The sequence below is a fragment of the Thermococcus gorgonarius genome, assembly GCF_002214385.1.
Lineage (GTDB): Archaea > Methanobacteriota_B > Thermococci > Thermococcales > Thermococcaceae > Thermococcus > Thermococcus gorgonarius.
This window is the reverse complement of sequence record NZ_CP014855.1, coordinates 1,085,457-1,111,644: the sequence shown is the minus strand read 5'-3', so window position 1 is coordinate 1,111,644 and position 26,188 is coordinate 1,085,457. Positions and strand designations below refer to the sequence as shown.

20 protein-coding genes, 2 tRNA genes and 1 rRNA gene are annotated in these 26,188 nt (G+C 50.7%); 9 read left to right on the top strand and 14 right to left on the bottom strand.

The window, feature by feature from the left end; translation table 11 throughout:
• Positions 1-134: 134 nt before the first annotated feature.
• Complete coding sequence (locus A3K92_RS06230) at positions 135-443, top strand: DUF5748 family protein (protein ID WP_088885441.1); 309 nt, start codon at positions 135-137, stop codon at positions 441-443.
• A gap of 17 nt (positions 444-460) precedes the next feature.
• Here A3K92_RS06230 and A3K92_RS06225 read toward each other — a convergent pair whose 3' ends face one another.
• From A3K92_RS06225 to A3K92_RS06195, 6 genes are all read right to left on the bottom strand, one after another.
• Complete coding sequence (locus A3K92_RS06225; RefSeq protein ID WP_088885440.1) at positions 461-1,570, bottom strand: tripartite tricarboxylate transporter permease; 1,110 nt, start codon at positions 1,568-1,570, stop codon at positions 461-463.
• Positions 1,552-2,721, bottom strand: coding sequence for a hypothetical protein (locus tag A3K92_RS06220; protein ID WP_088885439.1), 1,170 nt, complete (start codon positions 2,719-2,721; stop codon positions 1,552-1,554). The genes A3K92_RS06225 and A3K92_RS06220 overlap by 19 nt, the downstream gene beginning before the upstream one ends.
• Positions 2,722-2,776: 55 nt before the next feature.
• Complete coding sequence (locus A3K92_RS06215; protein ID WP_088885438.1) at positions 2,777-3,499, bottom strand: RAD55 family ATPase; 723 nt, start codon at positions 3,497-3,499, stop codon at positions 2,777-2,779.
• A 16-nt stretch (positions 3,500-3,515) separates the two neighbouring features.
• On the bottom strand, positions 3,516-4,262 hold the full coding sequence (locus A3K92_RS06210) for an ATPase domain-containing protein (RefSeq protein WP_088885437.1): 747 nt from the start codon (positions 4,260-4,262) through the stop codon (positions 3,516-3,518).
• A gap of 276 nt (positions 4,263-4,538) precedes the next feature.
• A complete protein-coding gene (locus A3K92_RS06205) occupies positions 4,539-6,503 on the bottom strand; it encodes an IGHMBP2 family helicase (RefSeq protein ID WP_088885436.1) in 1,965 nt (654 codons plus the stop codon).
• A 131-nt stretch (positions 6,504-6,634) separates the two neighbouring features.
• Positions 6,635-6,832 (bottom strand): hypothetical protein, encoded by a 198-nt coding sequence (locus tag A3K92_RS06195; RefSeq protein ID WP_232460840.1) that lies wholly within the window; start codon positions 6,830-6,832, stop codon positions 6,635-6,637.
• Between the two features lie 470 nt (positions 6,833-7,302).
• Between A3K92_RS06195 and A3K92_RS06190 the strand changes: the two genes are divergently transcribed.
• On the top strand, positions 7,303-8,703 hold the full coding sequence (locus A3K92_RS06190; protein ID WP_088885434.1) for an L-aspartate oxidase: 1,401 nt from the start codon (positions 7,303-7,305) through the stop codon (positions 8,701-8,703).
• A gap of 94 nt (positions 8,704-8,797) precedes the next feature.
• Here A3K92_RS06190 and A3K92_RS06185 read toward each other — a convergent pair whose 3' ends face one another.
• On the bottom strand, positions 8,798-9,190 hold the full coding sequence (locus A3K92_RS06185) for a 30S ribosomal protein S8e (protein ID WP_088885433.1): 393 nt from the start codon (positions 9,188-9,190) through the stop codon (positions 8,798-8,800).
• A gap of 99 nt (positions 9,191-9,289) precedes the next feature.
• Between A3K92_RS06185 and A3K92_RS06180 the strand changes: the two genes are divergently transcribed.
• A complete protein-coding gene (locus A3K92_RS06180) occupies positions 9,290-11,866 on the top strand; it encodes a DEAD/DEAH box helicase (protein ID WP_088885432.1) in 2,577 nt (858 codons plus the stop codon).
• Here the strand turns inward: A3K92_RS06180 and A3K92_RS06175 are convergent.
• The 6 genes from A3K92_RS06175 to A3K92_RS06150 form a co-directional block, all read right to left on the bottom strand.
• Positions 11,817-13,835, bottom strand: a complete 2,019-nt coding sequence (locus A3K92_RS06175; protein WP_088885431.1) for a metallophosphoesterase — start codon at positions 13,833-13,835, stop codon at positions 11,817-11,819. The two genes, A3K92_RS06180 and A3K92_RS06175, sit on opposite strands and share 50 nt — an antisense overlap.
• Before the next feature lie 363 nt (positions 13,836-14,198).
• Positions 14,199-15,263: an ABC transporter ATP-binding protein gene (locus A3K92_RS06170; protein ID WP_088885430.1), complete on the bottom strand. Its 1,065-nt coding sequence runs from the start codon at positions 15,261-15,263 to the stop codon at positions 14,199-14,201.
• 10 nt (positions 15,264-15,273) lie between these two features.
• Positions 15,274-17,112, bottom strand: coding sequence for an ABC transporter permease (locus tag A3K92_RS06165; protein ID WP_088885429.1), 1,839 nt, complete (start codon positions 17,110-17,112; stop codon positions 15,274-15,276).
• A gap of 125 nt (positions 17,113-17,237) precedes the next feature.
• A complete protein-coding gene (locus A3K92_RS06160; protein ID WP_088885428.1) occupies positions 17,238-18,665 on the bottom strand; it encodes an ABC transporter substrate-binding protein in 1,428 nt (475 codons plus the stop codon).
• 73 nt (positions 18,666-18,738) lie between these two features.
• Positions 18,739-19,785: a CGP-CTERM sorting domain-containing protein gene (locus A3K92_RS06155; protein WP_088885427.1), complete on the bottom strand. Its 1,047-nt coding sequence runs from the start codon at positions 19,783-19,785 to the stop codon at positions 18,739-18,741.
• 119 nt (positions 19,786-19,904) lie between these two features.
• Positions 19,905-20,699, bottom strand: coding sequence for a DUF63 family protein (locus tag A3K92_RS06150; RefSeq protein WP_088885426.1), 795 nt, complete (start codon positions 20,697-20,699; stop codon positions 19,905-19,907).
• 93 nt (positions 20,700-20,792) lie between these two features.
• Here A3K92_RS06150 and A3K92_RS06145 point away from each other — a divergent pair, with 93 nt between their 5' ends.
• The 5 genes from A3K92_RS06145 to nadA all read left to right on the top strand — a co-directional run bounded on the left by A3K92_RS06145 (position 20,793) and on the right by nadA (position 23,974).
• Positions 20,793-21,488 carry a DUF996 domain-containing protein gene (locus A3K92_RS06145; protein WP_088885425.1) on the top strand — a complete coding sequence of 232 codons (696 nt, stop codon included), beginning with the start codon at positions 20,793-20,795 and terminating at the stop codon, positions 21,486-21,488.
• Between the two features lie 43 nt (positions 21,489-21,531).
• A 5S ribosomal RNA gene (gene rrf, locus A3K92_RS06140) occupies positions 21,532-21,653 on the top strand.
• Between the two features lie 10 nt (positions 21,654-21,663).
• Positions 21,664-21,741: transfer RNA gene (locus A3K92_RS06135), tRNA-Asp, on the top strand.
• A 1,153-nt stretch (positions 21,742-22,894) separates the two neighbouring features.
• Positions 22,895-22,971: transfer RNA gene (locus tag A3K92_RS06130), tRNA-Arg, on the top strand.
• A 94-nt stretch (positions 22,972-23,065) separates the two neighbouring features.
• The gene (gene nadA / locus A3K92_RS06125) at positions 23,066-23,974 is read left to right on the top strand and encodes a quinolinate synthase NadA (RefSeq protein WP_088885424.1); all 909 of its coding nucleotides are present in this window, start codon (positions 23,066-23,068) and stop codon (positions 23,972-23,974) included.
• Between the two features lie 11 nt (positions 23,975-23,985).
• Here nadA and A3K92_RS06120 read toward each other — a convergent pair whose 3' ends face one another.
• Complete coding sequence (locus A3K92_RS06120) at positions 23,986-25,227, bottom strand: nucleotidyltransferase family protein (protein WP_088885423.1); 1,242 nt, start codon at positions 25,225-25,227, stop codon at positions 23,986-23,988.
• A gap of 117 nt (positions 25,228-25,344) precedes the next feature.
• On the opposite strand from A3K92_RS06120, the gene nadC reads away from it, so the two are divergent.
• Positions 25,345-26,178 carry a carboxylating nicotinate-nucleotide diphosphorylase gene (gene nadC / locus A3K92_RS06115; protein WP_088885422.1) on the top strand — a complete coding sequence of 278 codons (834 nt, stop codon included), beginning with the start codon at positions 25,345-25,347 and terminating at the stop codon, positions 26,176-26,178.
• Positions 26,179-26,188: the final 10 nt, after the last annotated feature.

Here is a 26,188-nt window from a genome sequence, read left to right as displayed (position 1 = left end):
GCCTTGATTTCCGGGGTTTAAAAGGTTGTTTGGATTGGAAATTCAGCAAGCTGTGGGTGCTGATTTAACGTGTTCAAGGTTGTCCAGCGATAGGTATTTAACTTTTGGAGTGTAATACCCCCAGGGGTGGTTCTATGCACTTTGAGGTAGTTAAGGAGTTTCTGGAGGACATTGGGGCCGACTGGATTGAACTTGAGGGGGAGATCCACCTCGATCCCGAGGTGTTCTACGAGGTTTGGAAGTACGTCGGTCAGCCAGAACTTAAGACGTACGTTATTGAGGACGAAGTGGTCGAGCCCGGTTCTTACGACCCGCCTGAGATGAAGTATACGGATGCCAAAAAGATTAGAATTAAGAAGGTCTATTTTGAAACCCTCGATGGCAAGAAGATAGTTACCGACTATTCCGAGTTCCAGAAGATTTTAAAGGAGAAGTCGGCTTGATTTCCTTTTCTCTTCTTTCATCCCGCCAGTATGGGGACTATGAGTACGCCCATGCAGTTGGTTCTCCTGACTTTTAAAAGACCCGCTAGATAGCCTATTCCAGAGGCTGTGAGAAGAACCCAGAGGCCGATGATCCCGTCGAAATACCAGGAGAGCCCCAAGAGGGCCGCGAGAATCGTCCTGTTCAGCGGTTTGTACGGGATTCTGCCAACGGCCTTCATAAACGCCTGTCCTATTGGAAGTCCGATGAGAAGTGCAAGGCTTCCAACAAAGAGAGTTGCCATTGCAACGCTGATGTAGTCTGGAACGGCTGAGTTGGAATTGGCCATTGCCACAACGACACCGTTTCTTTCCCTGCCAGTGGCCATGTAATTGAATACTCCAAACAAAAAGTTCGAGGTATTAACGGAATATACCACCGAGAGAAAATCCCTCTCTTTTTTAAGCAAGGGGACGACCATTGAGGCAGCTATGGAGGCAGTAAGGGCCGGGATAAGTGAGGAAAACATTCCCAAGATAGAACCCAGCACCACGGGGCCGAGGATACCCTTTAGTTCAAGTCTTTCTCCTTTTCCTTGAGGAGGTGCCTTCTCCCGGAATGAACTCATTAAAATTGGCACTCCAAACAGGCCCGTGAAGAGATGATAGTACGGTTCATTCAGAAACAGCCTTTCCAGGGCTGTATAACCCAGTATTCCCGATAGAACAAAAATCAGTAGTGCCTTTGGTGCTTTCCTGCCGGCGGATAATATTAGAAACACCGCGATCAAAAAGACGAGGTACTTTCCGATCCTTGGCCTATAAAGTTCCGCCAGCAGGGTGTACGGCTTCCAAAGGATGATGGACACTACAACCGCAAGAAAACTGCTCCACAGGGCTAGTTCTATCAACAGATTTCCCTTTCCTCTAAGGATCATCCTGTGAGCTGGAAGGACTGAGAAGGCTGTTTCCTCGTCGGGAACTCCTAAAAATGCTGAGGGAAAGGCATCGATGAACGTGTGGGTGAGTCCCATTGCCAGCAGAAAAAAGAACGAACCACTTAGTTTGGCCAGAGTATTGACGTGGATTCCGGGGGTAATCCCGGTGAAGATCCCAAGGAGAGTTCCCTCTAACAGTTCCCCGAGCAAACATCATCACCCGACCACGGCTGTAGGGCAGGCATTCCCCTGTATGTAACGAAGGTTCCGTACGCGGTAACGACTTCTCTGGTGTTCACATCAACGCCGAGGGACTTTGGAAGCTTGAGCAGAACCCAGCAGGATTCAGAGGTTATGTTGGCTAGGGAAAAGCCGTTTGAATACCTCCTCACCCATGAAACCCTGCCGCGTATCTTTGCCGTTTCCCCTTCCCTAAATGAGCATAAGCTGTTTGGCAGGCTCTCCCGAGGTCTTGAAATCCTGCAGTCGATGCATTTGAGTGTCGATCCCGTGTTGAGGGCCAGGATTTCTGTCTCATCCCCTGTCCTGGCACTGAAGCCGAGAAGCCTTAACTCTGTACAGTTCAGCCTTAGACCGCTTTTCATGGGCTTAGTAACTTTACATATACCTCTAACAAGGTCGCCTGTCTTTGATCCGTTTATCCCTACTGGATTTGGGTAGCCTAAGTGGTTAACGTCCTCCTTTGAATCTACGTAGACGTTTATTCTGGAAGTAATTTTGACTATTCCCAGGACTTTAACCATCTCGCCAAGCTTTAGTTTCGTACCGTACGGAAGGTACAGATATATTTTTGTAGTCCCGTTCCAGAGGACTGCTGGGGACGATACCGAAAGCACAACACCCCGAATTTCTGCGGGAAAACCGCTTTTTAGTTCCTTCGTTGGTTGTTTTGAATTCTGGATTTTTACAGGATGGAAAACTCCGTTGTAAAAGATCCCGCTAACTTCGACGATGCTTCCTTTTTCTATGGCTAAGGGCTTTGAGAGCTTTATCCACTCGGGAGCTATGAGGTATGGGTTTCCGTTTCTAACCCAGTACGAACCTTTTACCCTCTGAAGCCACCTGGGAAGAACTTCTAGGGCTTTAACCTCTGAAACATCCATCCAGAGCCTGTTCTCTGAATTTCTAAGCCTTCCCCGGAGAAGGTAGAGCTTTCCTTCATCGAGATTTCTATCGATAAGAACGGTGCGGTTCCCATCGAAGAGAACAGAAAATGAGTCATAACTCTTGACGCAGACCCCTATGAAGCTCTCTCCACTGGGCTTTTCCCCTTGAAGGAGAATGAGGGACGCTAAGATCGCCGTCACTACCACTAATGTAAGGTATCTTTTATCCAACATCAAAGTATTCCGGGCAGGAACCCTTAAAAATTTTACTGTAGGGGATTAAAAACTATCATCCGCGAAGTATTATCCCCGTCGGCGTTATCTCGTACGGAACCCATGCGAGGGAATGCGATGTCCTCCTCATTCCATACACCCGTAGATACCTCCTGAGTATTCTTCCTTCCTCGAACATCCTGAGTTCCACTATGCCGTCGACGATGGCTTTTACTGTGTTCTCCACCTGAGGCCGCTCAATTCCACTGTTGATCTCTACCAGCCAGACTTGGTTGTAGCGATGGGCAATGTCTTTCAGCTCCTCAAGGAACTTGTATATGTCAACTATATCGCTCTCGAAGAAAAGTGGAGTCAGGGAGGTTATTATGCCAACCAGCTGACCACTGTGCCCTCCTGCAACAAGTCCCTTTGTCATGTCACTGATGAACTTCGTTATCTCAAAGGGATTGGAGGCGTCTATTATTACATCCTCTGAAAATGAGAACTTGGGGGCACTCTTTATCCTGTGGGAGTACGCGTCCACTAAAAAGAGCCCTTCGTCCAATACCGAGGAAAAATCCCAGCCGAATGTTCTGGATATTGAAAGAAACTCCCTCTTTGGCATGTCCACAAGTATTGCAAGGCCGGGCATGCCATGGAGCATGACCTGATTGTAGAGGAATTGCATCTGGAAGGTAGTTTTACCCGATTTGGGATCACCAAGGATCAGAACTACACTCCCTGCAGGAATTCCGTTTTGTATAAGGCCATCTATTATGCCCGTTTCTATTCTGCCCATGGACAAATGAATCACCTCAGTATATCTCGCCGCTTGGATATACAACTACGCCCTCCTCTGTTATCTCAAAGGGATATTTCTTCATGGAGTGCTTGGTTTCCCTCATCTTCCTTATGAGAATGTATCTCTTAAGCTCGACGTCCTTCTCAACGAGGTCAAGGAGAATAACACCCCTTGCCACGAACTCTTCTACACCATACCTGCTGAGCTTGTCCCTCTTTGGATCCTCCGCCTCAGTCGTGAGGATTGTTGTAACGCCCATCTCTAAGAGTATTGTGTTAAGTCTGAGCAGGATTTCCCTGATGTTTTTCTCTTCCCTGAGCCTTATTGCTATCGAGGGTACTGAATCTATAACCACCCTCTTGGCGTTTATTGCCTTAACAACGCGATAGATATACCTTAAGAAGCCCTCAACGTTGAGACTATCTTCTAGTACGAATTTCTCCTCACTGGGGAGTCCAACTACCGAGCTTACTCCATCAACAATAGCTATCTTCCCCTCCTCCTCGTACTTCCGGAGGTCCCACCCAAAGCTTCTCATTTCCCTTCTTAGGTCGCTTGCTCGCTCCTCAAGAGTGACTATAACACCGGGTTCATTGTACAGCTCGGCACCTTTATAAACAAACTGAATTCCGAACGTTGTTTTCCCTGTACCGGTTGGCCCAGTGACTAGAATAGTGGTGCCCTCAGGAAATCCTCCTTGAATGAGATCATCCAGGCCCGGAATACCGGACTTAACACGGGGTACATTGTATGGCGTCATCACAACCACCTACTTCAATTTGTAATTCTACCCTATGTCCTATGCCTTTTTTTAACAATTTATTGATTTTTAGGCATCATTAGATATAAACCTTTCGAGGGTTCGTTACCTGTTTTGTAATATTTCCAATGTTCTTACTTTCTACAGGCTTTAATTGGCTCAATACCGACGTTATGCCACAATTCTAGATGTTTTAACCTTATTTTGGATTTTGTTTTAACTCCAAGCTTGGGAAGGTGTTTGAGATTTCCTCGGTTTGAAGATTGTTGGATGTTATTATTGCACTCTCACTAATACCCCCTCCTTGCTGACAAATTCCAGGAACCTGCGGTATGTGGGATGTGAACTCAGGGTTGAGGCGTCACCCACGGCTATTAACTTTCTCTTGGCCCTAGTTAGCGAGACGTTCAGCCTCCTTAAGTCGGTAAGGAAACCCAGTTCTCCCCGAGGATTAGAACGGACAAAGGAGATCACTATTGCTTCCTTCTCTCGTCCCTGGTATCCATCCACGGTCTTGACTTCAACATCCTCTGGAAGAAGTGTGCTTAGCAAGTCTCTCTGATCGTCGTAGGGGGTTATTACACCAACGAACTCTGGCTTCAGACCAATCCCGAATAGGCGCTTGACTATTTCGGCGACTATTTTGGCCTCCAATGGGTTCTCTCTGCTGTCGCTGCCTTTTCTCTGTTTCTCGAAACGATCTTCTCTTTCGGAAGTATCAACGAAGACTAAAACGTTCTCGGGGTCGAGCACTTCGCTCCAGGGCTTCTCTTGGGTTTGACTTTTAACTCCAAGGTCTGCGAGCGTTATGTTCCTCACGCTCTCGGCCGCTTTGACCTTCCCGGAGTAGAATTCCCTGCTTGGAAACTCCATCAACTTCTCGTTCATACGGTACTGAATCGTGAGCATCTCTGACTTTTTGGGATAGCGTTCTATAAGTCCCTCAAACAGCGTTTTTGAAAGTTCCTTGGCCCTTTCACTCAGTATGGTTGGTGGCAGCTGTTTGTGGTCCCCGGCAAGTATGAAACGTTTCGCACGATTGATTGGTATGAGGACGCTTGGAATAGTTGCCTGTGTGGCTTCGTCTATCACAGCGACATCAAAATCTCCGTAGCTAACCACATCGAGGCCCGAAGATGAGTTCGTTGTCAAAACAACGTCCGCCTCTTTTATTATCTCTCTAGCTATTCTTTCCTCCAGCTTTATTGCGTCATCGAGAGTTTTCTTCACCTGTTCGTTCAGCTTTATCCACTCGGCCATCTCCCTGACGATCCTTGCTGGGATACCCCTCGTTCCAATTCCCCTGGATGCCAGCCTGAGAATTTCCCTGTCACTTAGCCCCCTTCGGTATTTTGGGCTGGGTTTCGTGAAGGTGTCCCTCTTCTCCTTAAGGTTCTGATGGATGATCCTCAGTTCCCTCAGCTCGCCGTAGAGCTCGTGCTGGGTTATTTTGTAAGCTAGGGTTGTCTCGTGGAGTTGCTTTGAAACCCTGCTCGGATGACCGACCCTCACTATATTCAAGCCGGAATCGGCAAGTCTTTCAACGAGGTTGTCAACTGCCACGTTGCTTTCGGCCGTTGCGAGAACTTTGTTCCCCCTCTTAACCTCCTGCCTTATGAGTTCAGCCAGTGTTCTTGTCTTCCCTGTGCCGAAGGGGCCGTGGATCAGGAAGAAGTCAGAACTGCCCAAAGCCCCGGCTATGGCCTTCCTCTGGCTTGCATTAAGGCTTTTGTCATAGGGCGTGAAATCAACTTTTTCACCCTCTTCCGGTTCACTTAAGCCTAAATAAAATTCTAGTGCCATTCTCCCGCTATCGTGGAGGTTGTTCAGGTTTTCGATCCAGCGCTTGAAGGTTATGTCGTTGGCGTAGAGGTCTAGCCTTACTCCTTTAAGGGCCCACTCTGGAACGGATTCGAGGGCGACCGTAATAAACCTCTTTCCCTTTTCTACAACCGTCCCGACCAAATCGCTCTTAAGGGGATCCCTTTTGCTTACCACAACCAGGTCGCCAACGCTTATTTCGGTCTTTATTTCCTTCTCACGCCCGTATCTAATCAGAAAATAGCTCAGTTCCTCGCCAATGATTTTACCGTTCAGGCCCAGAATGGCCCTTCCAACTTTCTCACGTTCTCTTCCGGACAGGCGTTTCATCTCTGCCCTCATGGCTTCTATCTCGGCCTTTCGCTCGAGCTCGACCAGTTCCTTGAGGCGGTTAATGAACCTTGAGAGTTCTCTTTCCATACCTCTTCCCTTTTTGGAAAACGGAGTGTACTTAAAAAAGAATATGGTGGTCAGCCCATGCGAGTCTCATCACCGCTCAGGCGAAACTTCCCACATCATCCCGAAAAGAGTAGAAAAGTGGAGTTAAAAAGCTAAGCCCTGTCAAGGGACAAAACCGTAAGGATTTCCCTGTAGAAGGACTTCATTGCCTGCAGATGTTTTTCCTCAACGCTGTTTTTGCTTGCGACGTAGTTGTAGTAGGCCTCAAGCTGGTTAAGAAGCCACTGGAGTTCCTGCTTGGCCTTGTCGTTATAACCGTTGTTTAAAAGTTTTCCCCTCAAAAACGGCATCACTTCAGAAGGGCGGCCCCATGCGGCCCAGAACAGACCTTCTTTCAGTACCTCAAACAGTATCCCCTCCCTTTCACTTCCGTACGGTTTCTCCCTCCCCCCTTCTGGCTTTTCCTCTTATGTTCTCTAACATTCTTCCGTTACCTTTCATGGACATCACCGCAGTGAAGTGAGTCTTTGGGTATTTGACTTTTTCGGAAGTATCGTTGCAAATCCGACAGAAAATTAAACAGAGAAACGGGAATTTTTGAACATCCGGCAAATATCCTTGGATACTCACTGCATCAGGAGCAGACCCACAACCAAGATTACGGGTGCGGCGTAGGACAGGACTATTGCGATTTTTCTCTTCATGTAATCACCGTGCACAACTGTATTCATTTGTTTATAAGCTTTACGTTTGTAAATCCAACTTCGCATCACCGAGGCAAATTTTTAAGGTGTTCTCCTGACTCGTGAACGGTGGTTCGATGGTTTCAGTCGGTATAATCGGGGGTGGAATAGCCGGCTTAACTGCTGCCTTGGTTCTCTCTAATAGAGGTTATGAAGTCACTGTAATTCATTCCGGGATAAAGTCTACGAACTCTTACCTGGCTCAGGCTGGAATAGCGCTGTCCATCTTGGAGGGCGATTCTCCCGGCCTTCACGTCTCTGACACAATGCGAGCCGGAAAATACCTCAACGACGAGGAAGTGGTCTGGAACGTCATTTCAAAATCCCCCGAGGTTTATGATTTCTTTCTCTCACTCGGCCTGAAGTTTGAGGAGAACGAAACTGAAGGCGGTCACTCCTTTCCGAGGGTGTTCACGATAAAGAACGAGACCGGAAAGCACATGATGAAAACCCTCTACCTTCACGCAAAGGAGTCGGGAATTAACTTCGTCAAAGGCTGGGCTGAGGAACTTGCCGTTAAGCACAAAAGAGCCTATGGTGTTTTCGTTGACGGAGAATTTATGAAGTTTGACGCGACCGTTATAGCAACGGGGGGTTTCACCAGTTTATTCAAGTACACGGCGGGGTCGCCACTCAACTTGGGCTTTCTTATTGGGGACGCGATTATGAAGGGGGCCCTTGCAAGGGATCTTGAGTTCGTTCAGTTTCATCCGACTGGTTTCATTGGGAAGAACGGCGTTAAGCTCATAAGCGAGGCAGTCCGCGGTGCCGGTGCGAAGCTGGTGACCGAAGACGGGGAACGCTTCGTGAACGAACTCTCAACCAGGGATATTGTTGCCAGGGCTATATACCTGAAAACGCTCGAAGGAAAACGCGTCTTCCTTGATGCGAGGAGCATAACCAGCTTCAAGAGGAAGTTCCCTCAGGTTTACGCTTTTCTGGTTAAGGAAGGGCTTGATCCATCAAGGGACTTAATCCCCGTTTCACCCATTGCTCATTACACAATAGGAGGGATGGCCACGGATTTGTGGTACAGAACCAACATAAAGAACCTCTATGCAATAGGCGAAGCCGCCAGTAACGGTTTTCACGGTGCAAACAGGCTGGCCAGTAACTCCCTTCTTGAGTGCGTGGTTTCCGGCCTGGAAATAGCCAGAACGATTGCCAGGGAGAGGCCGCGCGTTAGGGAAGTCAGGGATGTCCCCTACCACGGCTACGAGGCTGGAGACGTTGAATCCCTGAGGGAAATCCTCTGGGATCATGCTGGGATCGTTAGAAGTGGCAGAAGGCTGAAAGAGGGCATTAAAAAGCTCGAGTCTGTGGAAGCTGATCCAAGGCTCAAACTTTTGGCTAGAGGAGTTTTGGAATGTGCCTTTGCCAGAGAGGAGAGCAGGGGAAGCCACTACCGTGAGGACTTTCCGGTTGTGAGAAAGACCTACCAGAGGCCATCGTTTTTTGACGGAAGGTGCAGGCTCTAAATCCTTTAACATTTTGCTTTTTATCCCGCTAACCGCAAATAAAAAGCCACGGGGCTGAATTGAATTGAGAAGAGAACTCAAAAGTTAAGAAAAATCAGGCGTTCTCCTCCTTGATGAGAACTGCGTTAACAACGCCGTCCTGACCCGGTCTGCTGGTTACGATGGCCTTTCCTATCTCGGTCTCTATTATGGCTCCCTTGGTGATGATGTTTCTTCTCGCGTACTGCCTGTTGGCCGGGTTCTCGACGACGTTGAGGATCTTAACCTTCTTACCCTTTCCGCCCTCGAAGACGTTGGCGTAGAGGGCCTCAATAAGGCGGACTTTCCTGTTGCCACCGTAGGTTCTGATTATCTTCCTCTTCTCCTTTTCTTCGGCAACCCTGGTGTTAGCCGGCTCTCTACCGAGCTCCCTCTTCCTCTTCTTCCTAGCGAGGACAATCCTTCCACCTGAAGGCTTTTTAAGTGATCTTCCCTGCCAGATAGCCATCATTATCACCTCTTATGACCTTAACTCACTAAACCTAACGCCACTTTGAGAGGTGCGTTTATAAGCTTTTCCTACCTTCAACGGTGGGAGGGTGGGTGAATGCTCTTCGTTGTGAGACCAGGGAGAAAGAAGAACGAGCTTGAGGCCTTCTTCATTGAGAAAGAGTCCGAAAAGCTTTCCCAGATGCAGGGGCTTAAGGCTGACAGAGTTTACCGCTTCATAATGCGCGAGGGAAGACTCTTCAAGGTTCTTGAGGGGAGCCAATACCGGAACCCAAAGGAGATAGAGAAACTCCTCCGCCAGGCCAGGATAGTGCTTGTAAACGCCGACGAGTGGGAGGACTACTTCAAAAGGAGGCTCCAGAACAAGAACGTCGAGAAGGCCGAGCTGTGTCGCCTCTGCCTACTTGAGGACAAGATTACGGTTTTGACAGAGGGCAACAGGATTAAGTACCGCAACGAGTACATCTGCGAGCGCTGTGCCGAGGACGAGCTCAAGAGAGAACTCCGCTTCCGCTTCAACAGCATAGCTATGTTCGACCAGGCTAAAAAGCTTTTGGAGAGGTTTAGAGACCTCGACAAAGTCCTATACGCTTTCGACCCGCGCTTTGACCCGACGAAGCATCCAGAGATTACCAAGTGGGACGAGCTCAAGGCAAAGCACGTTAAGGTTGAGAGGCTTAAGGTCGATGAGCTACCCCTCCCTGAGAGGTTTAAGGAAGTCCTGAAGGGGGAGGGCGTAAACGAACTCCTTCCGGTTCAGAGCTTGGCCGTGAAGAACGGCCTCCTTGACGGCGAAAACCTGTTGGTGGTTTCCGCCACTGCCAGCGGTAAGACGCTCATCGGCGAGCTCGCGGGAATCCCGAAGGCGATGGAAGGAAAAAAGATGCTCTTCCTGGTGCCGCTGGTGGCCCTCGCAAACCAGAAGTACGAGGACTTCAAGAGAAGGTATTCCAAACTCGGCCTCAGGGTGGCCATACGCGTTGGCATGAGCAGGATAAAGACGAAGGATGAGCTTGTGGTTGTTGATACCGACATTGATGCAGACATAATCGTCGGAACCTATGAGGGAATAGACTACCTGCTCAGAGCTGGGAGAAAGATAGGAAACGTCGGAACGGTTATCATAGATGAGATCCACACGCTGGACGACGAGGAGCGCGGGCCCCGTCTAGATGGCCTCATCGCGAGGCTGAGAAAACTCTATCCTCACGCCCAGTTTATAGGTCTGAGCGCAACCGTTGGGAATCCGGAGGAACTGGCCAAGGAACTCGGGTTAAAACTGGTCCTCTACGACGAGAGGCCCGTTGATCTCGAGAGGCACGTGATAATAGCGAGAAACGAGAGTGAGAAGTGGAGGCACGTAGCGAACCTCTGCAAAGCGGAGGCAATGAGAAAGTCGAAGCAGGGCTACAAAGGCCAGACCATAGTCTTCACGTTCTCAAGGAAGAGAACCCACGAACTCTCAGCCTACCTCACGAGCAAAGGCCTCAAAGCGAAGCCCTATCACTCGGGTCTGCCCTATAAGCAGAGAAAACTCACGGAGATGGAGTTTCTGGCCCAGAGACTTGACGTCGTTGTTACGACTGCGGCTCTCGGAGCTGGAGTTGATTTCCCTGCATCTCAGGTCATATTCGAGAGCCTCGCGATGGGCAACAAGTGGCTCAGCGTTAGGGAGTTCCACCAGATGCTTGGAAGGGCCGGAAGGCCACTCTACCATGAGAAGGGAAAGGTCTACCTCATAGTCGAGCCCGGGAGGAAGTATTCTGCCCAGATGGAGGGGGCGGAGGATGAAGTGGCGTTTAAGCTTTTGACGGCTCCGATAGAGCCGGTAACCGTTGAGTGGAGCGATGAACTTGAACAGGACAACGTTCTTGCCCATTCCTGCGTCTTCAACAGGCTTGAGGTCATCGAGGAAGTTCAGGCCAGATGTCTTGGGGCGAACCAGAGCGCTGAAAAAGTTCTGGAAAAACTTGAGGAGTTCGGGCTTGTAAGGCTGAAGAGGCCCTTCGTCGAGGTAACCCCCTATGGAAGGGCCGTGAGCATGAGCTTTCTCCTGCCAAAGGAGGCCGAGTTCATAAGGATCAGCCTCGGGAAAAAGCCCGCCCGGTGGATAGCGGTGAAGCTTCTGCCCTTTGAGAACCTCTATCTGAGCGGAACACTTCAGAGGGAGCTTGAAGGGGCAGTAAGGGGGAGGATAAGCGCCAACGTCTTCTCTTCGAGCTTTGCATCCATACTTGAGGAGCTTGACAGAGTTATCCCCGAACTAAGCCCCAACGCGGCGGAGAGGCTTTTCACCATCTACCAGGACTTCTTTATGTGCGGTGAAGACGACTGCACCGAGTACGCGATGGAAAAGGTGAGCAACCTGATAATCGAGCTGAGACGGAGCGGGAAGCATCCCACTCAAATAGCCGAGCACTTCAGGAAGGTCTATGGCCTGATAGTCTATCCCGGCGACGTCTTCACGTGGCTCGACGGCATAGTCAGGAAGCTTGAGGCAATAGAGAGGATAGCGAGGGTCTTCAGGTTCAGGAATGTGGAGGAAGAAGCAAAAGTCCTGAAGAGGGAGATTGAGGAGGCCAGGACGATACGCAACGGGGGAGAAAGAAAAGGAAGGAAGGGCTTCACTTCCTCCGCAGGAAGAGGGCGGGAACTGCGGCGAGGGCAACGATAGCGGCTGGCCCGCAGATCCCTTTTCCTTCATTGTTTGAAGTCTCAGCTGTAGACTTGGTTGTGGCGGCTGTGCCCACCTGATAGGTTGCCTCCTTGGTGTTACCGTAGAAGTCCGTTGCGATGGCTTTTATGGTGAACGTGGTTGCGTTGACGCCATCTACTTCAGTGAAGTAAGTCGCTTTGACCTCAGATGGCTTAACGGAGAAGGCAGGAAGCTCTTTCACAACCTTTCCGCCGACGATTATCTGGACCTTCATAGTTTTTATGCCGACGTTGTCGTTGGCGCTTATGTAAACCGAGAACCTCTGGCCCGGTTGGGGCTTACTCGGGGTAATGTACCCTATTGAGACCTCCGGCGGTTTGGTGTCCTTCTTTGTGACGGCGGTTATCTGGCTGATCCCCCTGGGGATCGTGACGTTCAGCAGCATGTAGTTCTCCCCGCCTATTTCCCTCTCGGCGACAACTTCGTACGTTATGTTCGTGCTCTCCGGGTCAACACTGGCGCCCGCGGGTATCTTTATGACAAGCGGGCCGCTGACGCTCTCGTTGAGCTCGTTGAAGAACTGGACAGCCGTGCCCTCCAGTCCCTCCTGCCTGAAGACTACGAACTTCTGTGGTACAGGCAGGGAGCTTATGCCCTCGTGGAGAACGTTTCCAGCGAGCGGGAACTCAACGGTGCCGTTGGAGTACACGTAGATGACCTGTGATCCATACCAGCTCGGTGTGGTGTATCCCCTTGCCTTGTCCTTTTCGCTCGGCGGGTTGCTGGTCTTGTCCGGGGCGCCAGTTGTTGTAACGGTCCAGAACCAGTGCTCGTTACCATTCTTATCTATGTACAAAACCGGTTTGTCTCTGTGAATGTGGCCGGCAAGGACGAGCCTGATGTTGTACTTCTCAACCATCTGGAGGAAGTACCTCGCTATGTCGTCGTACTCGCCGTTCCTTCCCTCCCAGTCCCAGCTGACGAACTTGGTGAGGGCATTCCAGTCGTTATCGTCAAAGGCGGTGTAGCCCTTTATAGTTCCGCCCCAGTTTCCATCGGGGGTACTGTACCAGAACGGGTGGTGGACGAGGACGATGACGGTCTTGTTCGGGTGGCTCTTGAGAACGTCCTCCATCCACTGGAGCTGCTCCATTTCTGGATGTCTCTCTTCACCCCTGCTGTCCAGACCTATGATAAGGAAGTCCCCAATGACCCTGTAGAAGTATCTGGGGCCGACATACTTGCTGTAGTAGGTTGGTGGATGGTCATGGTTACCCTTTATGCTTATCAAGGGCGTCCCTGCGGCCGTGGCATGCAGGATCGCCTTGTCGAACATTTTGTATCCTTCCTGGTCACCGCTGGTGTCCACGTCGTCGCCCGTACTGATTATGAGGTTTATAACGTTCTGACCCCTAATGCCAGTCATAGCGTAGTACGTCATGAAGCTCTCTGCGGCGGTGTAGCTGTGCATTCCTATGGGGTTCTTGCAGTAGTTGAGTATCTCCGGGATGCTCTTCTGGAAGTAGTCCCCACACACGAAGCCCATCTTGAATCCGCTTGTGACATGGAGGTCGCTTCCGTGGGCTATTCTGAGTACTGTGGGGGCCTTCTCCATAACCCAGACCCCGTTGGGAATAGTTACATCGCCCTTGTCGCTCTTAACGACGAGGAAGTAGACGTCTGGAACCGTCTCATCGGGTATCTTGGCCTTGACCACACCGTCTTCGGTTCCGACGATCTGGAGGTCGTAGGGACCGTGGAGTATCGATACGATCTGGAGGGACTGAATGTTAACGCCCTCAGCCGGATGAACCTCGATTATATCGCCCGGGAGGCCTACTGCCGGTGTTCCCGGAAGAGGGTCAAGCACTATCTGGCCCGGGACCACAACATTGCTAGCGGCCTGGACGCTGGTTTGAGGAACTGCAAAAGCTGCTGCTATTGCCATCAGTACCAGAAGGAAGACCAAGGCTCTTCTCCCAAGCATGGTATCACCAGGATGAATTTAAAAGAGAAGGTTATAAGTCTTCTTTTGGTGGACCAACTTGAGTGTTAAAAGGATTGGTCGCTATTTTGAGAATGACCTCTGTGAGCTATGACTTTCCTCCGAGGTAAGAATACCTTCAGCAATTTGCGAGTATGTGCTTCCGCAACCTTTTGACAACCTCATCGAACCCTCTTCTAGCTGCTACCCGAAGCCTTGTTACACCTATCTCTATCTCCATCATATAGAAATCGGCACAGCTTAAGAGAAGGTTGGATGGGTTATGAGCAGAACCTGGTAGGCTTTCCCATCCTGGAGCGTATTCAGGAGCTCCCCATGGCACCCAAAGGGAATAGAAAAGCGAGCTTAAAGCTGCTGCCTCGGAAGGACTATGATGTCATCCCTGTCGACGTAGAACGTGACCTCCTGGAGTGGCTTGAGGTGCGAGATCTCCCTGTCACTTATGGTTCTGGCGATGATCCTGGTGTCTCCGAAGAGGCCGACGACCTCTATGAAGAATCCGTAGTACTCAATGAGGTCAACCGTCCCGGTGAACGAGACAGCGTTTTCAACGGGTTTGAGCTTTATCCTCTCCGGCCTGATCACCACGACCACATTGTCGCTCTTCTCTGTGTAGTGGAGACCGTCAATCCTTATGTCTTCAAACTCAACGGTGACCCTATCCCCATTCCTTTCCACTACCTTGGCCGGGATGACGTTGGTCTTGCCCATGAAGCTGGCAACGAACTCGGTCTTGGGCGTCTCGTATATCTCCTTGGGGGTACCTACCTGCTCCACCGTTCCGACGTTCATGACCGCTATCCTGTCGCTTATGGCCATTGCCTCCTCCTGGTCGTGGGTAACGTAGATGACGGTAATTCCGAGCTCGCGCTGTATGCGCCTTATCTCCGAGCGCATCTCGAGCCTTAGCTTTGCGTCGAGATTGCTGAGCGGCTCGTCGAGGAGGAGAACCCTCGGCTCAACAACGAGAGCCCTAGCTATGGCCACACGCTGCTGCTGACCACCGCTCAGCTGGGTCGGGTAACGGTCCTCGAACCCCTGGAGCTTGACCAGCTCAAGGGCCCACTTGACCTTCTTCTCTATCTCAGCCTTCGGGACCTTCCTAATCTTAAGCCCGTAGGCGACGTTGTCAAATACCGTCATGTGGGGCCAGAGGGCGTAGTTCTGAAAGACGAGGACTGCACCCCTCTTGCTGGGGGGCAGATATGTGACATCCTCGTCTCCGAAGTAGATGTGCCCGCTGTCCGGGTATTCAAGGCCAGCTATCGACCTGAGGGTCGTTGATTTTCCGCAGCCGCTCGGTCCGAGGAGCGTGAAGAGCTCCCCGTGCTTTATGTGAAGGTTTATGCCCTTGAGTGCAACGGTCTCTCCGAAGGTCTTAACGAGGTTTTCAATCCTGACTTCCACCATCTCAACCACCTCATGTAATACCAATGAAGGAGTACCTCTGTTTGGTTATCACGTTGGCAAGGACTATTGCGATTATCTGGACCGTCATGAGGAACACGCCCAGGGCCGCTGCCAGGTTGGCGCTTCCAACGGCGCTCGTCATGAGCTCGACCATTCTCGCCGTTATCGGGTAGTATTCAGGGTTGATGGAACCGAGGGTGATGCCCACACTGGTCTCGCTCATACAGTAGACGAAGCTCAGCATTGCACCACCGAGGAGGTTCAGGAGGATGAGAGGTATCAGTATTCCCGTTAACGCCTTCCACCTGCTGGCACCGAGGTTCAGCGCAGCTTCCTCCAGGGAGACGTGTATCTGCTGTATTCCCGCGGCGATTGAACGGGCGGCGAAGGGAAGACGCCTTATCGAATACGCCAGGATGAGCACCATTGCCGGGTTGAATCCGAGCAGGTTGGTCGGGTCGAGCGGTGTGTTCGGGAACACCTTCGCAAAGAAGAAGAAATAGCTCATCGCTATAACGATTCCGGGGACTGCTATGGGTATCGTGGAGAGGCTGTCTAAGACCGGGCCCAGCTTGCTCTTCTTGAACCTGCTGGCGGCGTAGGATGCAGTCAGCGAGAGGAGGATTATGACGATGACGGCTATCGTTGAGTACGTCACGCTGTTTATTATGACCCTCTCTATATCGGGCTGGGTAAGGATGCTCTCTATGTACTTCGTCGTGAAGCCAGAAGGCCAGGTTCCGTCCCAGTGCTCGCTGAATGCGAGGAGAACGACTCCGACCTGGGGGAATATCGAGAGGAGGAGCACTGGGAGCACAACGAAGTATATGAGAACCGCCTGCCAGGGCTTGGGTTTGGCGACGCGGGGCTTCCATCTGCCGCCTTTGCTCAGCATCGCGTACTGTCTCATGCTGACGTACTTCCTTATACCAAGGAACATGAGGATCGCTATGGCTAGCATTACGAGTGCAAGCGCAGCGAGCTGAGGACTGCCAACGTTAAAAACGCTCGTGAAGGCGCTGTAGATCTGGAACGACATGAGCTTTCTGGCAAGGCCGTTGCTCTGGAAAAGTATCGGGGCGGCGAGGTCCTCAAGGCTGAATATTCCAACGAGTGTGGCACCGGCAGCTATTCCTGGAAGGGCGAGCGGGAACGTGACCGTTCTGAAAAGGTGGAAGCCGCTGCTTCCAAGGTTTTCCGCCTGCTCCTCAAGGGTAGGATCTATGTTGATGAAGCTCGCGTAGGCGTTGAGGTAGACTATCGGGTAGTACGTCAGGGTCTGAGCTATTACAACACCGACCAGACCGTCTATCCAAATCCTGTATGGGAACAGGTGAAGAACCTCGTAGAACAGCCAGTTGATTATCCCTTCGGGGAGGAACATCTTCTTCACGATGAAGACGTTGACGAAGGGGGTCACGAGGAGGGGCACGAATAGCAGAATCCTGACGATATTTTTGCCTGGGAAGTCGTACCTTGCCATGACGAATGCGAAGATTGTTCCAAGTATGGTTGTGAGGATCATGACGCTGATCGAGACGATTAGGGAGTTCAGGATGACACCGAAGTCGATGCCCTGAATGTAGTATATCTTCTCCCCTGTGCCTGTGGTGATGATCTTGGCGAACTCTCCGCTGGGGTGGAGGTTTATGTAGTACTCGTTCAGCAGGCTACTGAACCAGTGGAGAGAGAGATGGCCGTTGTACTCGAAGGCTATGGTTAGCATGGCCAGAACGGGGATTATTAGGAATGCTATCAAGTAGAGGAGTGGGAACAGGAACGAAATCACGACTACGGGGTCGAACACAGGTGTCCCAAAAAAGTTCTCGCTCCACTTGCTGACCTTCATTGGGTGCTACCTCCCTTGGTTCTTCATCTCATCTCGGTCTCTGTGAAGACTATTTAAAAGTTTTTGAAATTCTCTAGTTGAAGTCCAGCGGAATAGGGTAAAGAAAAGTTATGAAAATGTTAAAATCAGCCGCCTATTTCGTTGAGGACTTCGTTGTACTTGTTTACCGCGGCCTGGTGCCATATCTGTATAAGCTGATCCTGGAAGTTCCTGTCCTTTGAGATCCTGTCATTGATTTTCTTGGCGTATTCCTCGGTAAAGGTGACTATCTGCCCTGTTTCTGGATCCTTGAACTTTATCGGGGCGGTGAGTTTGTCTTTTAGCTCGTTGAACTTGTCCTCGCTGATCTTTCCGTCTTTATATGCCTTAACCAAGGAAACCCATGCCTCGTGGAGTTTCTGGTTCTCATCAACTAGGGTGGCCTTAAAGTAGTACTGGAGGGCGTATACTGTCTCAAGAGCCCTCTTGTCGTCGAACGGTATTCCCTGGGCCTTGGTGGCGTCGTCGTATGCCTTTTTGAGACTCGGCCTTGCCTCGCCGTAGGTCTTCCCGGCGTACTGGCCCTTGAATACTATTTCAGCAGCTTCGTTGCTTACCTTCATGTTGAACACTTCGGGGTTAATTGGAAGCCTGTTGATGTCGGGGCTCATCCAGATGGCCTGTCCCTCGGTGAGCACCCAGTAGATGAACGCCTGGGCGGCCTCCGGGTGTTTGGCGTTCTTAAGGAGCGCTATCGGGTCGCCGTTTATGATGCTCTCTCCATTGGGAATAATGTACTGGCAGTCCGGGTTCTGCTGCATGGCAGTGTAGCCGTAGAAGTCGATGGTGTTTCCAGCCGCTATCTCACCGTTTATAACTGCATCTCTGACGGCATCACTCTGCATGTATATCCTTGAGTTGGCGGCTATAAGTGTCATTATCCTCCATCCCTGATCCCAGCCAAAGGCCTGGAGGATGATTTGGTATATCCTTGTGTTGGAGGTGCTCTTGGTCGGGTCAGCTATGCCGTACTGAGGTGGATCAACGGCCCAGGTCTCGCTCGCTATGTCTTCCCACTTCTGGGGAACGGGCAGATTCCACTTGGCGAGCTGCTTTTTGTTGACTGTGAAACCGAAGGACGATATTGCCGCGGCTATCCAGTATACGTTACCCTTATCGTCCTTCCTGACCATGGGCATTCCTGCCATCTCGGTTGGTATCGGGTTGCCGAGGAGACCAAGAACTCTGTCGTCAGTTATCGGGGCCAGATAGCCTTCTTTGTAGAGGTCATCAAAGAGGGTGGGCCCCCCACCCCATGCGACGTCGGCCCCTTTCTCTACGTAGCTTGGCCAGAGACTCTCCGACGCTTTGATAAACTTCAGGTCGGTGATGTGGTACTCCTTCGCTATGTCGCTCTTAAGGAATAGCTGTTTTGCCATATACTGAATGGTTGCGTCATGCCTTGTGAGGACGACGAGGGTTATGCCACTTTCGCCACTGCCGCTGATACAGCCGCTTGCTACGATGCTGAAGGCAAGAAGCAGTATCACACCAATGGAGGCAGCCTTTTTCATCTTTATCCCCCGCGAATGTTGTTCAAGTACACTTATTGAAAACATACTAAAAAATTAATGGAGAAGAACAGAGTCACTTCCTCCTCCTGAGGAGGAGCGGTATTATTGCCAGTCCAACGAGGGCCGCCGGACCGCAGATTCCGCCTCCACCGCTCTCGCTCTTTCCGAGATTGGCTTGAGTGTCCATTGCCCAGTGGATGAAGTTGGTGACGAAGGTTGGCCCGTCGAGTTTAACCCCGTGGTACTCCGGGGCCCACATGGGCTCGTAACCACCGTACGGGGTCTCACTGCTGACGATAAGGAGGTTCTTCTTGTCCGGGAAGGTCTGAACGGCAAGAAGCGGGAACTTGCCAGTGGCACCTGCAGTGTAAGCTTTGGCAGGCGGGTCGTTGTTCTCGACGATCTGCCCGTTCTCGCTGGTGGTGACTATGACGTAAACGTTTTCTATTCCAGCGTTTGACTCGAGAGCCTTCCAGTTGCCGCTGTCGTCAACGTATGCCACAACACCAGGCCCGTGGAAGAGAACCTTTCCGCCGTTCTGGAAGTCCTTGGTGATGTCATCCTTGTTGGGGGTCTTGTCGTCGGGGTTGACGATTCCAACGACACGGTAGCCGGCTCCAGCGTTGCTCTGGGAGTCCTCGACCGAGCACTGGTCAAGCCTCAGGTTGACGCCGAGCTGCTCGAGGACGGCGTTGACGTTATCGATGGTCTGAACGCCGCTTCCGTAGTCGCTGTCGCCTGCAATCCACAGAATCCTGTTGCCGTCGTTCCACCACTGTTTGAGGGCGTTGATTTCATCGGGGCTGAAGGGCTGGGTCGGCTGACCGATGATGAGGAAGTCGATGTTCTTTATTGCATCGTAGGTGATCTTCTCACCAACCTGCTGGATGCCGAGGGTGTCTGCCTTGTCGGCCGGGCCGATGTAGACCCAGGTGACGTCTCCTATCTTCTTGATCATGCCTTCGACGAGAACGTTGCCGTTCTGGTCTGTGAGGGCTGTTAGTCCCTTGTCGTTTTCGCCGTGGGCAAGGTCAACACCGACCGTCGCAGCACTAGCCATAGCAAACCCAAAAACACCAAAGAAAACAAACACTGCTATCATTATTGCAGCCTTTCTCATGGTATCACCACTGAATTATTAAAAAAAGGGAGTTATAACTTTAACTGTGGTTTTGCCTTCTCGTGCCCCGAGAGGATACAAAATCTACTTTTAATTTTTTGTAAAAGTTTAGAGGGGGATTACCCTGAGATTTGGAGTATCATCTGGGCGGGATCCCTGATTGCCGGACCGAGTCCCAGGATGTATATAGCTAGGTACCAGAATCTTCTTTCTTCTTCATCCGTAACAAGGTATTTTAGTCCATAGTAAACCACGATCAGGATTAGGGCTATCCATGGGTAGTATATATACGGTCCAAACCACTGGACTAGGTAGTGCTCAATCCAGTGCACCTCACGGTAATTGTAAAACTGTAATCCTGCGACAGTTGACCCCATGTCGAAGAGATGTGCCAGAACCGCATAGAGGTAGAGCTTATCAAAGGGCCTCCAGCGGTAGTAGAGAAGCACAGGTATCCAGCTGGCTATCGTGTGGATAAGGGTAAGCTCGTAGGGACGCCAGCTTTTGGCATGGGTTACCAGGAGATAGTTTGCCCAGAGAGCCAGAACAGTACCCCAACCTATGGTTATCTTCGGGTATGTGCCCAGCTTTGCGTCTGCGAATATTGCCGGCAGTATCAGAAAGAAGGCGGTAAAGAATATGCCCGGTGTTAGAATCCAGGGGTTTGGTTTGAGAACACCGCCATCGACCAGTGCCCTGACCGTGGCGCCAAAGACCACCATAGGTGTTACTGCCCAGAAGAGCCTTTCGTCGACTTTTATTTTTAGAGGTCTGATTATATATCTGTACGAGTACGTCACTCCCAGCCCAAATAGGAAGGCGTAGACAAACGTGTTTACGGGGTTGTATCCTTCCCGGGTGTACATGGGTTCGATGAAGTACTGGTTCAGGAACTGCCACAGCGACTCAAGCATTTTCATCACCGCCCTCGACTTGGAACTGCCCTTAATAAATCTTCTCAGCAACAACCTTTTAAGAAGAGGTGCTTACTAACTTCGGTGGTCCCAATGGAGGCGTATGTTGGTGAGGGGAACTTCATAGATATAAGCAGTGAAAGGCAACTCGGGTTGGTTGGCTCGATTCTCTCCTTGATAGGGGGACTGCTTAGCGGGGTTAGGTTTGGTACTACCAGTATTGGCGGATTGCTTGGTCTTATCGGATTTGTGTTGCTTTTGATATCTCTCCACGGCCTGGGAGAGAAGCTCAACGATGAGAGGCCCTTTAAGTATTTCCTCAAGAGTTTCATCATACTACTGGTTGGTGTTGTTGTGGGTGTTATTCTCATATTAGGGGCGTTTGCTGCTTATTCCCATACAACCGATAGGATTGTGTATCAGGGGGAGGGTATTACTCTACACGAGAGCGATTTTGGAGCTGAGAGCCATGAACTAACAACCACTGGGTACCTTATGGTCTTTATTGGCTTGGTGATTATTCTTGTGTCTTTTGTAGCGAGCGCGTACTATGGGAAAAAGTCTTTTGAGGCGTTGTACGAGCTCACTAACGTAAAAGCCTTCAAAGATGCCGCAAACTTTCTTTGGTGGGGGGCACTGACTCTCATAATCTTGGTTGGAGTGATTCTTCTCTTGATATCTTCCATATACCAGATATTGGCTTTCTACGATCTACCGCCAAGACTTGAGAAAGCGGCTGGAGAACAGCCACCAACTTACGACGAGTTTTCAAGCGAGCCACTGTGGTAGTGACCGTAAAGTTTATAAACCTCTCCTGGGAGGTTGGTACCGGTACGGCGGCCATAGCGGCGGGGTTACACCCGGTCTCGTTTCGATCCCGGAAGTTAAGCCCGCCTGCGTTCCCGGGTGTACTGCCCTCCGGGAGGGGGCGGGAAACCGGGAACGCCGCCGGCCACTATCATGCGCCCGGGTGGTGTAGCCCGGCCTATCATACGGGACTGTCACTCCCGTGACCCGGGTTCAAATCCCGGCCCGGGCGCCATTCTAACAAACTTCGCCTGCGCGAAGTTTGATCAAGGCTTGGGGTTCTTCTTTGAGATGCTAAAGCACGAGGAGATTCTCTTTTACGAGCTGTTTTTAGTGTGAATTCCTTCATTATTGCCCGTCTCAAGGAGTTCCTTTCCCTTGACGCCCTTCGGGCGTCGGTTAAAGTTGAACTCTCATTAAAATCTCGCTGATGAAGGTAGAATTCAAGATTCCTCCCAGCATTTTCAATGGAACCCCTCTCAAACTGTAGAGCTAAGAGGAACCCCAAACTTTTGGTGAAGCTTTTTCTAAAAGCTTCAGCGTTGACGGAAAGATTGCGTGCCTTCTAAAAAACTCAAACCCTTAAGGGGTTTACTCATTAGCTGCCATTTCTCGAACGTTTGCAATCCTCAAGGCGTCCTTTGGACGCCAGAATACGGTGCAAATCTCTCCAAATGCTTCTTTTAGGAGTAAACTCACACTTCGGCAGAGTGTTGAACCTTGCACGCCAGGGCTATCCCTTATTCGAGAAAGAACTCCTTATGGCCAAGCTTTTTCTAAAAGCTTGCTCATTAAGTTTGATCAAGGTTCGCATGTCGTTTTTGGAGATTCTCGTTTTAGAGGGGGTTTGTTCTTCCACTTGCTGGTTCTACAGTGTTTCACTATGAGTACAACGCCCGAAGGGCGTTATGAAGATGTTGAAACCTGTTTTAGTTTGCTTTTTCCAGTTCAAACCCTCTTTGAGTCTGAAATCTTGAGAAAACATGCAAACTCGTTCTGGCATTTTCCTGAAGTTCATTCTTTGATCAAACTTTGCCCTGCAAAGTTTGCTTGCTGGCGCAAAGCGCTGGCGGAATGTTATGGGCTAATTTTGAATGCTAAAACGGGGGATCTCTTGTTATCTAACTGAGGCAAGTTAGGCTGGATTCTCCTATTATTATCCTTTATTATGGAGTTCCTTTCCTTTAACGCCCTTTGAGCGTCGGTTAAATCAAGCCCCCATTAAAATCCTTCTGATGAAGGTAAAATTCAAGATTCACTCCAGCGTTTTCCAGTGGAATCCCTCTTAGACTGGCAGTTTAAGAGAAACCATGAACTTTGATTTAATCCTGCTCTGCGAAATCCTAAGGGCAAAGCTTAAAAATGCACTTCAGTTCTATCAATTGCGTGGGCCCGTAGCCTAGCAGGATAGGGCGCCGGCCTTCTAAGCCGGAGGTCGCGGGTTCGAATCCCGCCGGGCCCGCCAGTTTTTATTCCAGCAGAAATTTTAGTTCACCACTTTACAGATTTCACCCGAAAAGTTCTTTTAATGGATCTTGAACTCAGAGCTGGTGGTTATCATGGAAAAAGAAAAACTCATTAATGAAATCCTCAGGCTTAAGGAGGGGCGCAACGCGATCATCATGGCCCACAACTATCAGTTGCCAGAGGTTCAGGATATAGCCGATTTCTTAGGAGATAGCCTTGAGCTGGCGAGGAAAGCGGTGAACGTTGATGCCGACGTCATAGTTTTCGCGGGCGTTGACTTTATGGCCGAGACGGCTAAAATCCTCAATCCAGAGAAGACTGTCCTTCTCCCGACGAGGAGGGCAACCTGTGCCATGGCCAACATGCTCAAACCGGAGCACATCATTGAGGCGAAGAAGAGGTATCCCAGCGCTCCAGTTGTCCTCTACGTCAACAGCTCGGCCGAGTGCAAGGCCCTCGCGGACGTTACGGTAACCTCAGCCAATGCCGCCAAAATCGTCGGAAAGCTCGACTCCGACGTTGTAATCTTCGGCCCCGATAAGAACCTCGCCTATTACGTAGCTAAGCAGACGGGAAAAAAGGTTATCCCGGTTCCCGAGTACGGGCACTGTTATGTTCACAGAAAGTTCACCCTCGAAGATGTCAGGAGGGCGAGGGAACTGTATCCAAACGCCAAGCTAATGGTTCACCCGGAGTGCGAACCGGAAGTTCAGGAGGAGGCTGATATAATCGTCTCAACTGGTGGGATGATAAAGCGCGCCCCTGAGTGGAACGAGTGGGTTGTTTTCACGGAGAGGGAAATGGTCTACAGATTGAGCAAGCTCTACCCCAACATCAAGTTCCATCCTGCGAGAGAAGACCCAACCTGCATCGGGATGAAGGCGATAACACTAAACCACATCTACGAGTCGCTCCGCGATATGAAGTACGAGGTTGAGATTCCCAAAGAGATAGCTGAAAAGGCCAAGAAGGCGATAGAAAGAATGCTGGAGATGAGCTGATTCTTTTCTTTTTACCTCCTTGGCATTGTGTGTCTCACGGTGTAGTGCTCCAGAGTTGCCCCTTTCTCAACGAACTCGTGGGGCCATATTTTGACGTTATACATCCTCACGTTGTCGCTTATCACCGCGTTGTCCCCTATAACGGAGTTCACTATCCTGACGTTGTCCCCTATCTCGACGTGGCGGCCTATTATTGAGTTTATTATTCTTACGTTGTCTCCAAGCTTTACCCTGTCCATCACAACGGAGTGGAGGATCTCACACTTCCTACCGATTACCGAATAGTTGTCTATGATGGCGTCTTCAAGAGCGGTTCCCTTACCGATCGAGATGTGCCTTCCAAGGAGAACTTTGCCCTCAACAATGAGCTCACCGCGTTTTATCATGTCCCGGATTTTTCGCCTCAGGTTCTCGGACATCTCTGATTTCCCTTGTATGTAGATGTCATGGGTTACCTCCACTGCATCCATGTCCTCCGGGGAGAGGTGATGGAGCAGATACATGGCTGCGTTAAGGTAGCGCTCCGGCGTCCCGACGTCGAACCAGTATCCTTCCATTGGGTAACCGTAGACGTCGTAGCCATGCTCTATGAGGGCGGGGATTATATCGCCGCCGAAGTCGAGGGTTTTCCTTTCCCTCATGTCCTTCGCCCAGCTCTCCTCTAGAAACTCCCAGAAGTTCTCCGAGAGGATGTATATGCCCGTGTTCGCGAGGTTGCTTGGTGCTTCTTCGGGTCTGGGCTTCTCGACGAAGTACTCTATCCTGTAGTCGTCGTCAATCTTTGCAACGCCGAAGCCGGTAACGTCCTCAACGCGCTGGAGCGCTATCGTCATGTATGCCTTTTTCTTCCTGTGCCACTCAAACATCTCCTGGACGTTCAGCTGGTATATGTTATCCCCTTGGATCACCACAACTGGCTCCTTTATGCCGTAGTACTGCATGGTATACCAGACGGCGTCGCCGTTGGTGGTGCTCTCGTAGCGCGGCATGTAGCGAATCCTCACCTCGTTCTCAAGCCCGTACTTCTTTTTGAGCCAGTAGCCCTCGCGGAAGTAGTCGAAGAGCGAGGTGTAGTTCACGTAGCCCTTTACTCCAAGGTACACCTCCTCGATGCCGTCCTTTGCCAGGTTCAGAATCGAGTGCTCGAGGATGGGCTTGTTGAGTAGCCTCACGAGGCCTTTGGATGTCTCTATCGTGAGGGGCCTCAGTCGGGTTGCCTCTCCTCCTATGGGAATGACAGCTTTCTTTATCATAAATCTCCCCCTAAAATCTTCGCCTTTGAGCATAAAAAACATTCTTTCACGGGGAGTGGTGCCCGCCTATGGAAAGCAAAATAAAGCCCGGTTCCCAGTAGGGATGGAGGTGAAAGCATGGTTCCGCTCAACTATCTCCTCAGGTTCATTCAGGAAGATGCGCCCTTCGGCGACGTCACGAGCGAGGCAGTTATTCCAGAGGGAACAAAAGCGAAGGCCGTCATCATAGCAAAGCAAGAAGGGGTTATAGCCGGCGTTGAAGAGGCCAAGGCCCTCTTCGAGCACTTCGGCGTTAAGGTCGGGGTCAGGAAGCGCGACGGAGAAGAGGTTAGAAAGGGTGACGTCATCCTTGAACTTGAGGGGGACGCTCGCTCGATCCTCCTCGTCGAGAGAACCGCGTTAAACGTCATGGGGAGGATGAGCGGCATCGCCACGGAAGTTAGAAGGCTTGTTGAAAAAGTTAGGACTGTTAATCCCAAAGTTCGCGTTGCCGGAACCAGAAAGACCCTCCTCAAGCCGATAGACAAGAGGGCAATCCTCATCGGTGGCGGTGAGCCTCACCGCTTCTCCCTCAGCGACGCAATACTCATAAAGGACAACCACCTCGCCTTAGTTCCGCTTGAAGAAGCGATAAAGCGCGCGAAAGAGTTCAGCCTTTACAAGGTCGTCGAGGTCGAAGTCGGGAGCATTGAGGATGCCGTTAAAGCCGCCAGAGCAGGAGCCGAGGTTGTGATGCTCGACAACATGAGCCCGGAGGAGATAGCAAGGACAATAAATGCATTAAAGCGCGAAGGCCTTCGCGATAGGGTTAAAATCGAGGTCTCCGGAGGAATAACGCCCGAGAACATATCTGAATACGCGAAGCTCGACATCGACGTCATAAGCCTCGGCTACCTCACTCATTCAGTCAAAAACTTCGACGTGAGCCTGGAAATAATTGGAAGGGCTTAGGCCCTTTGCA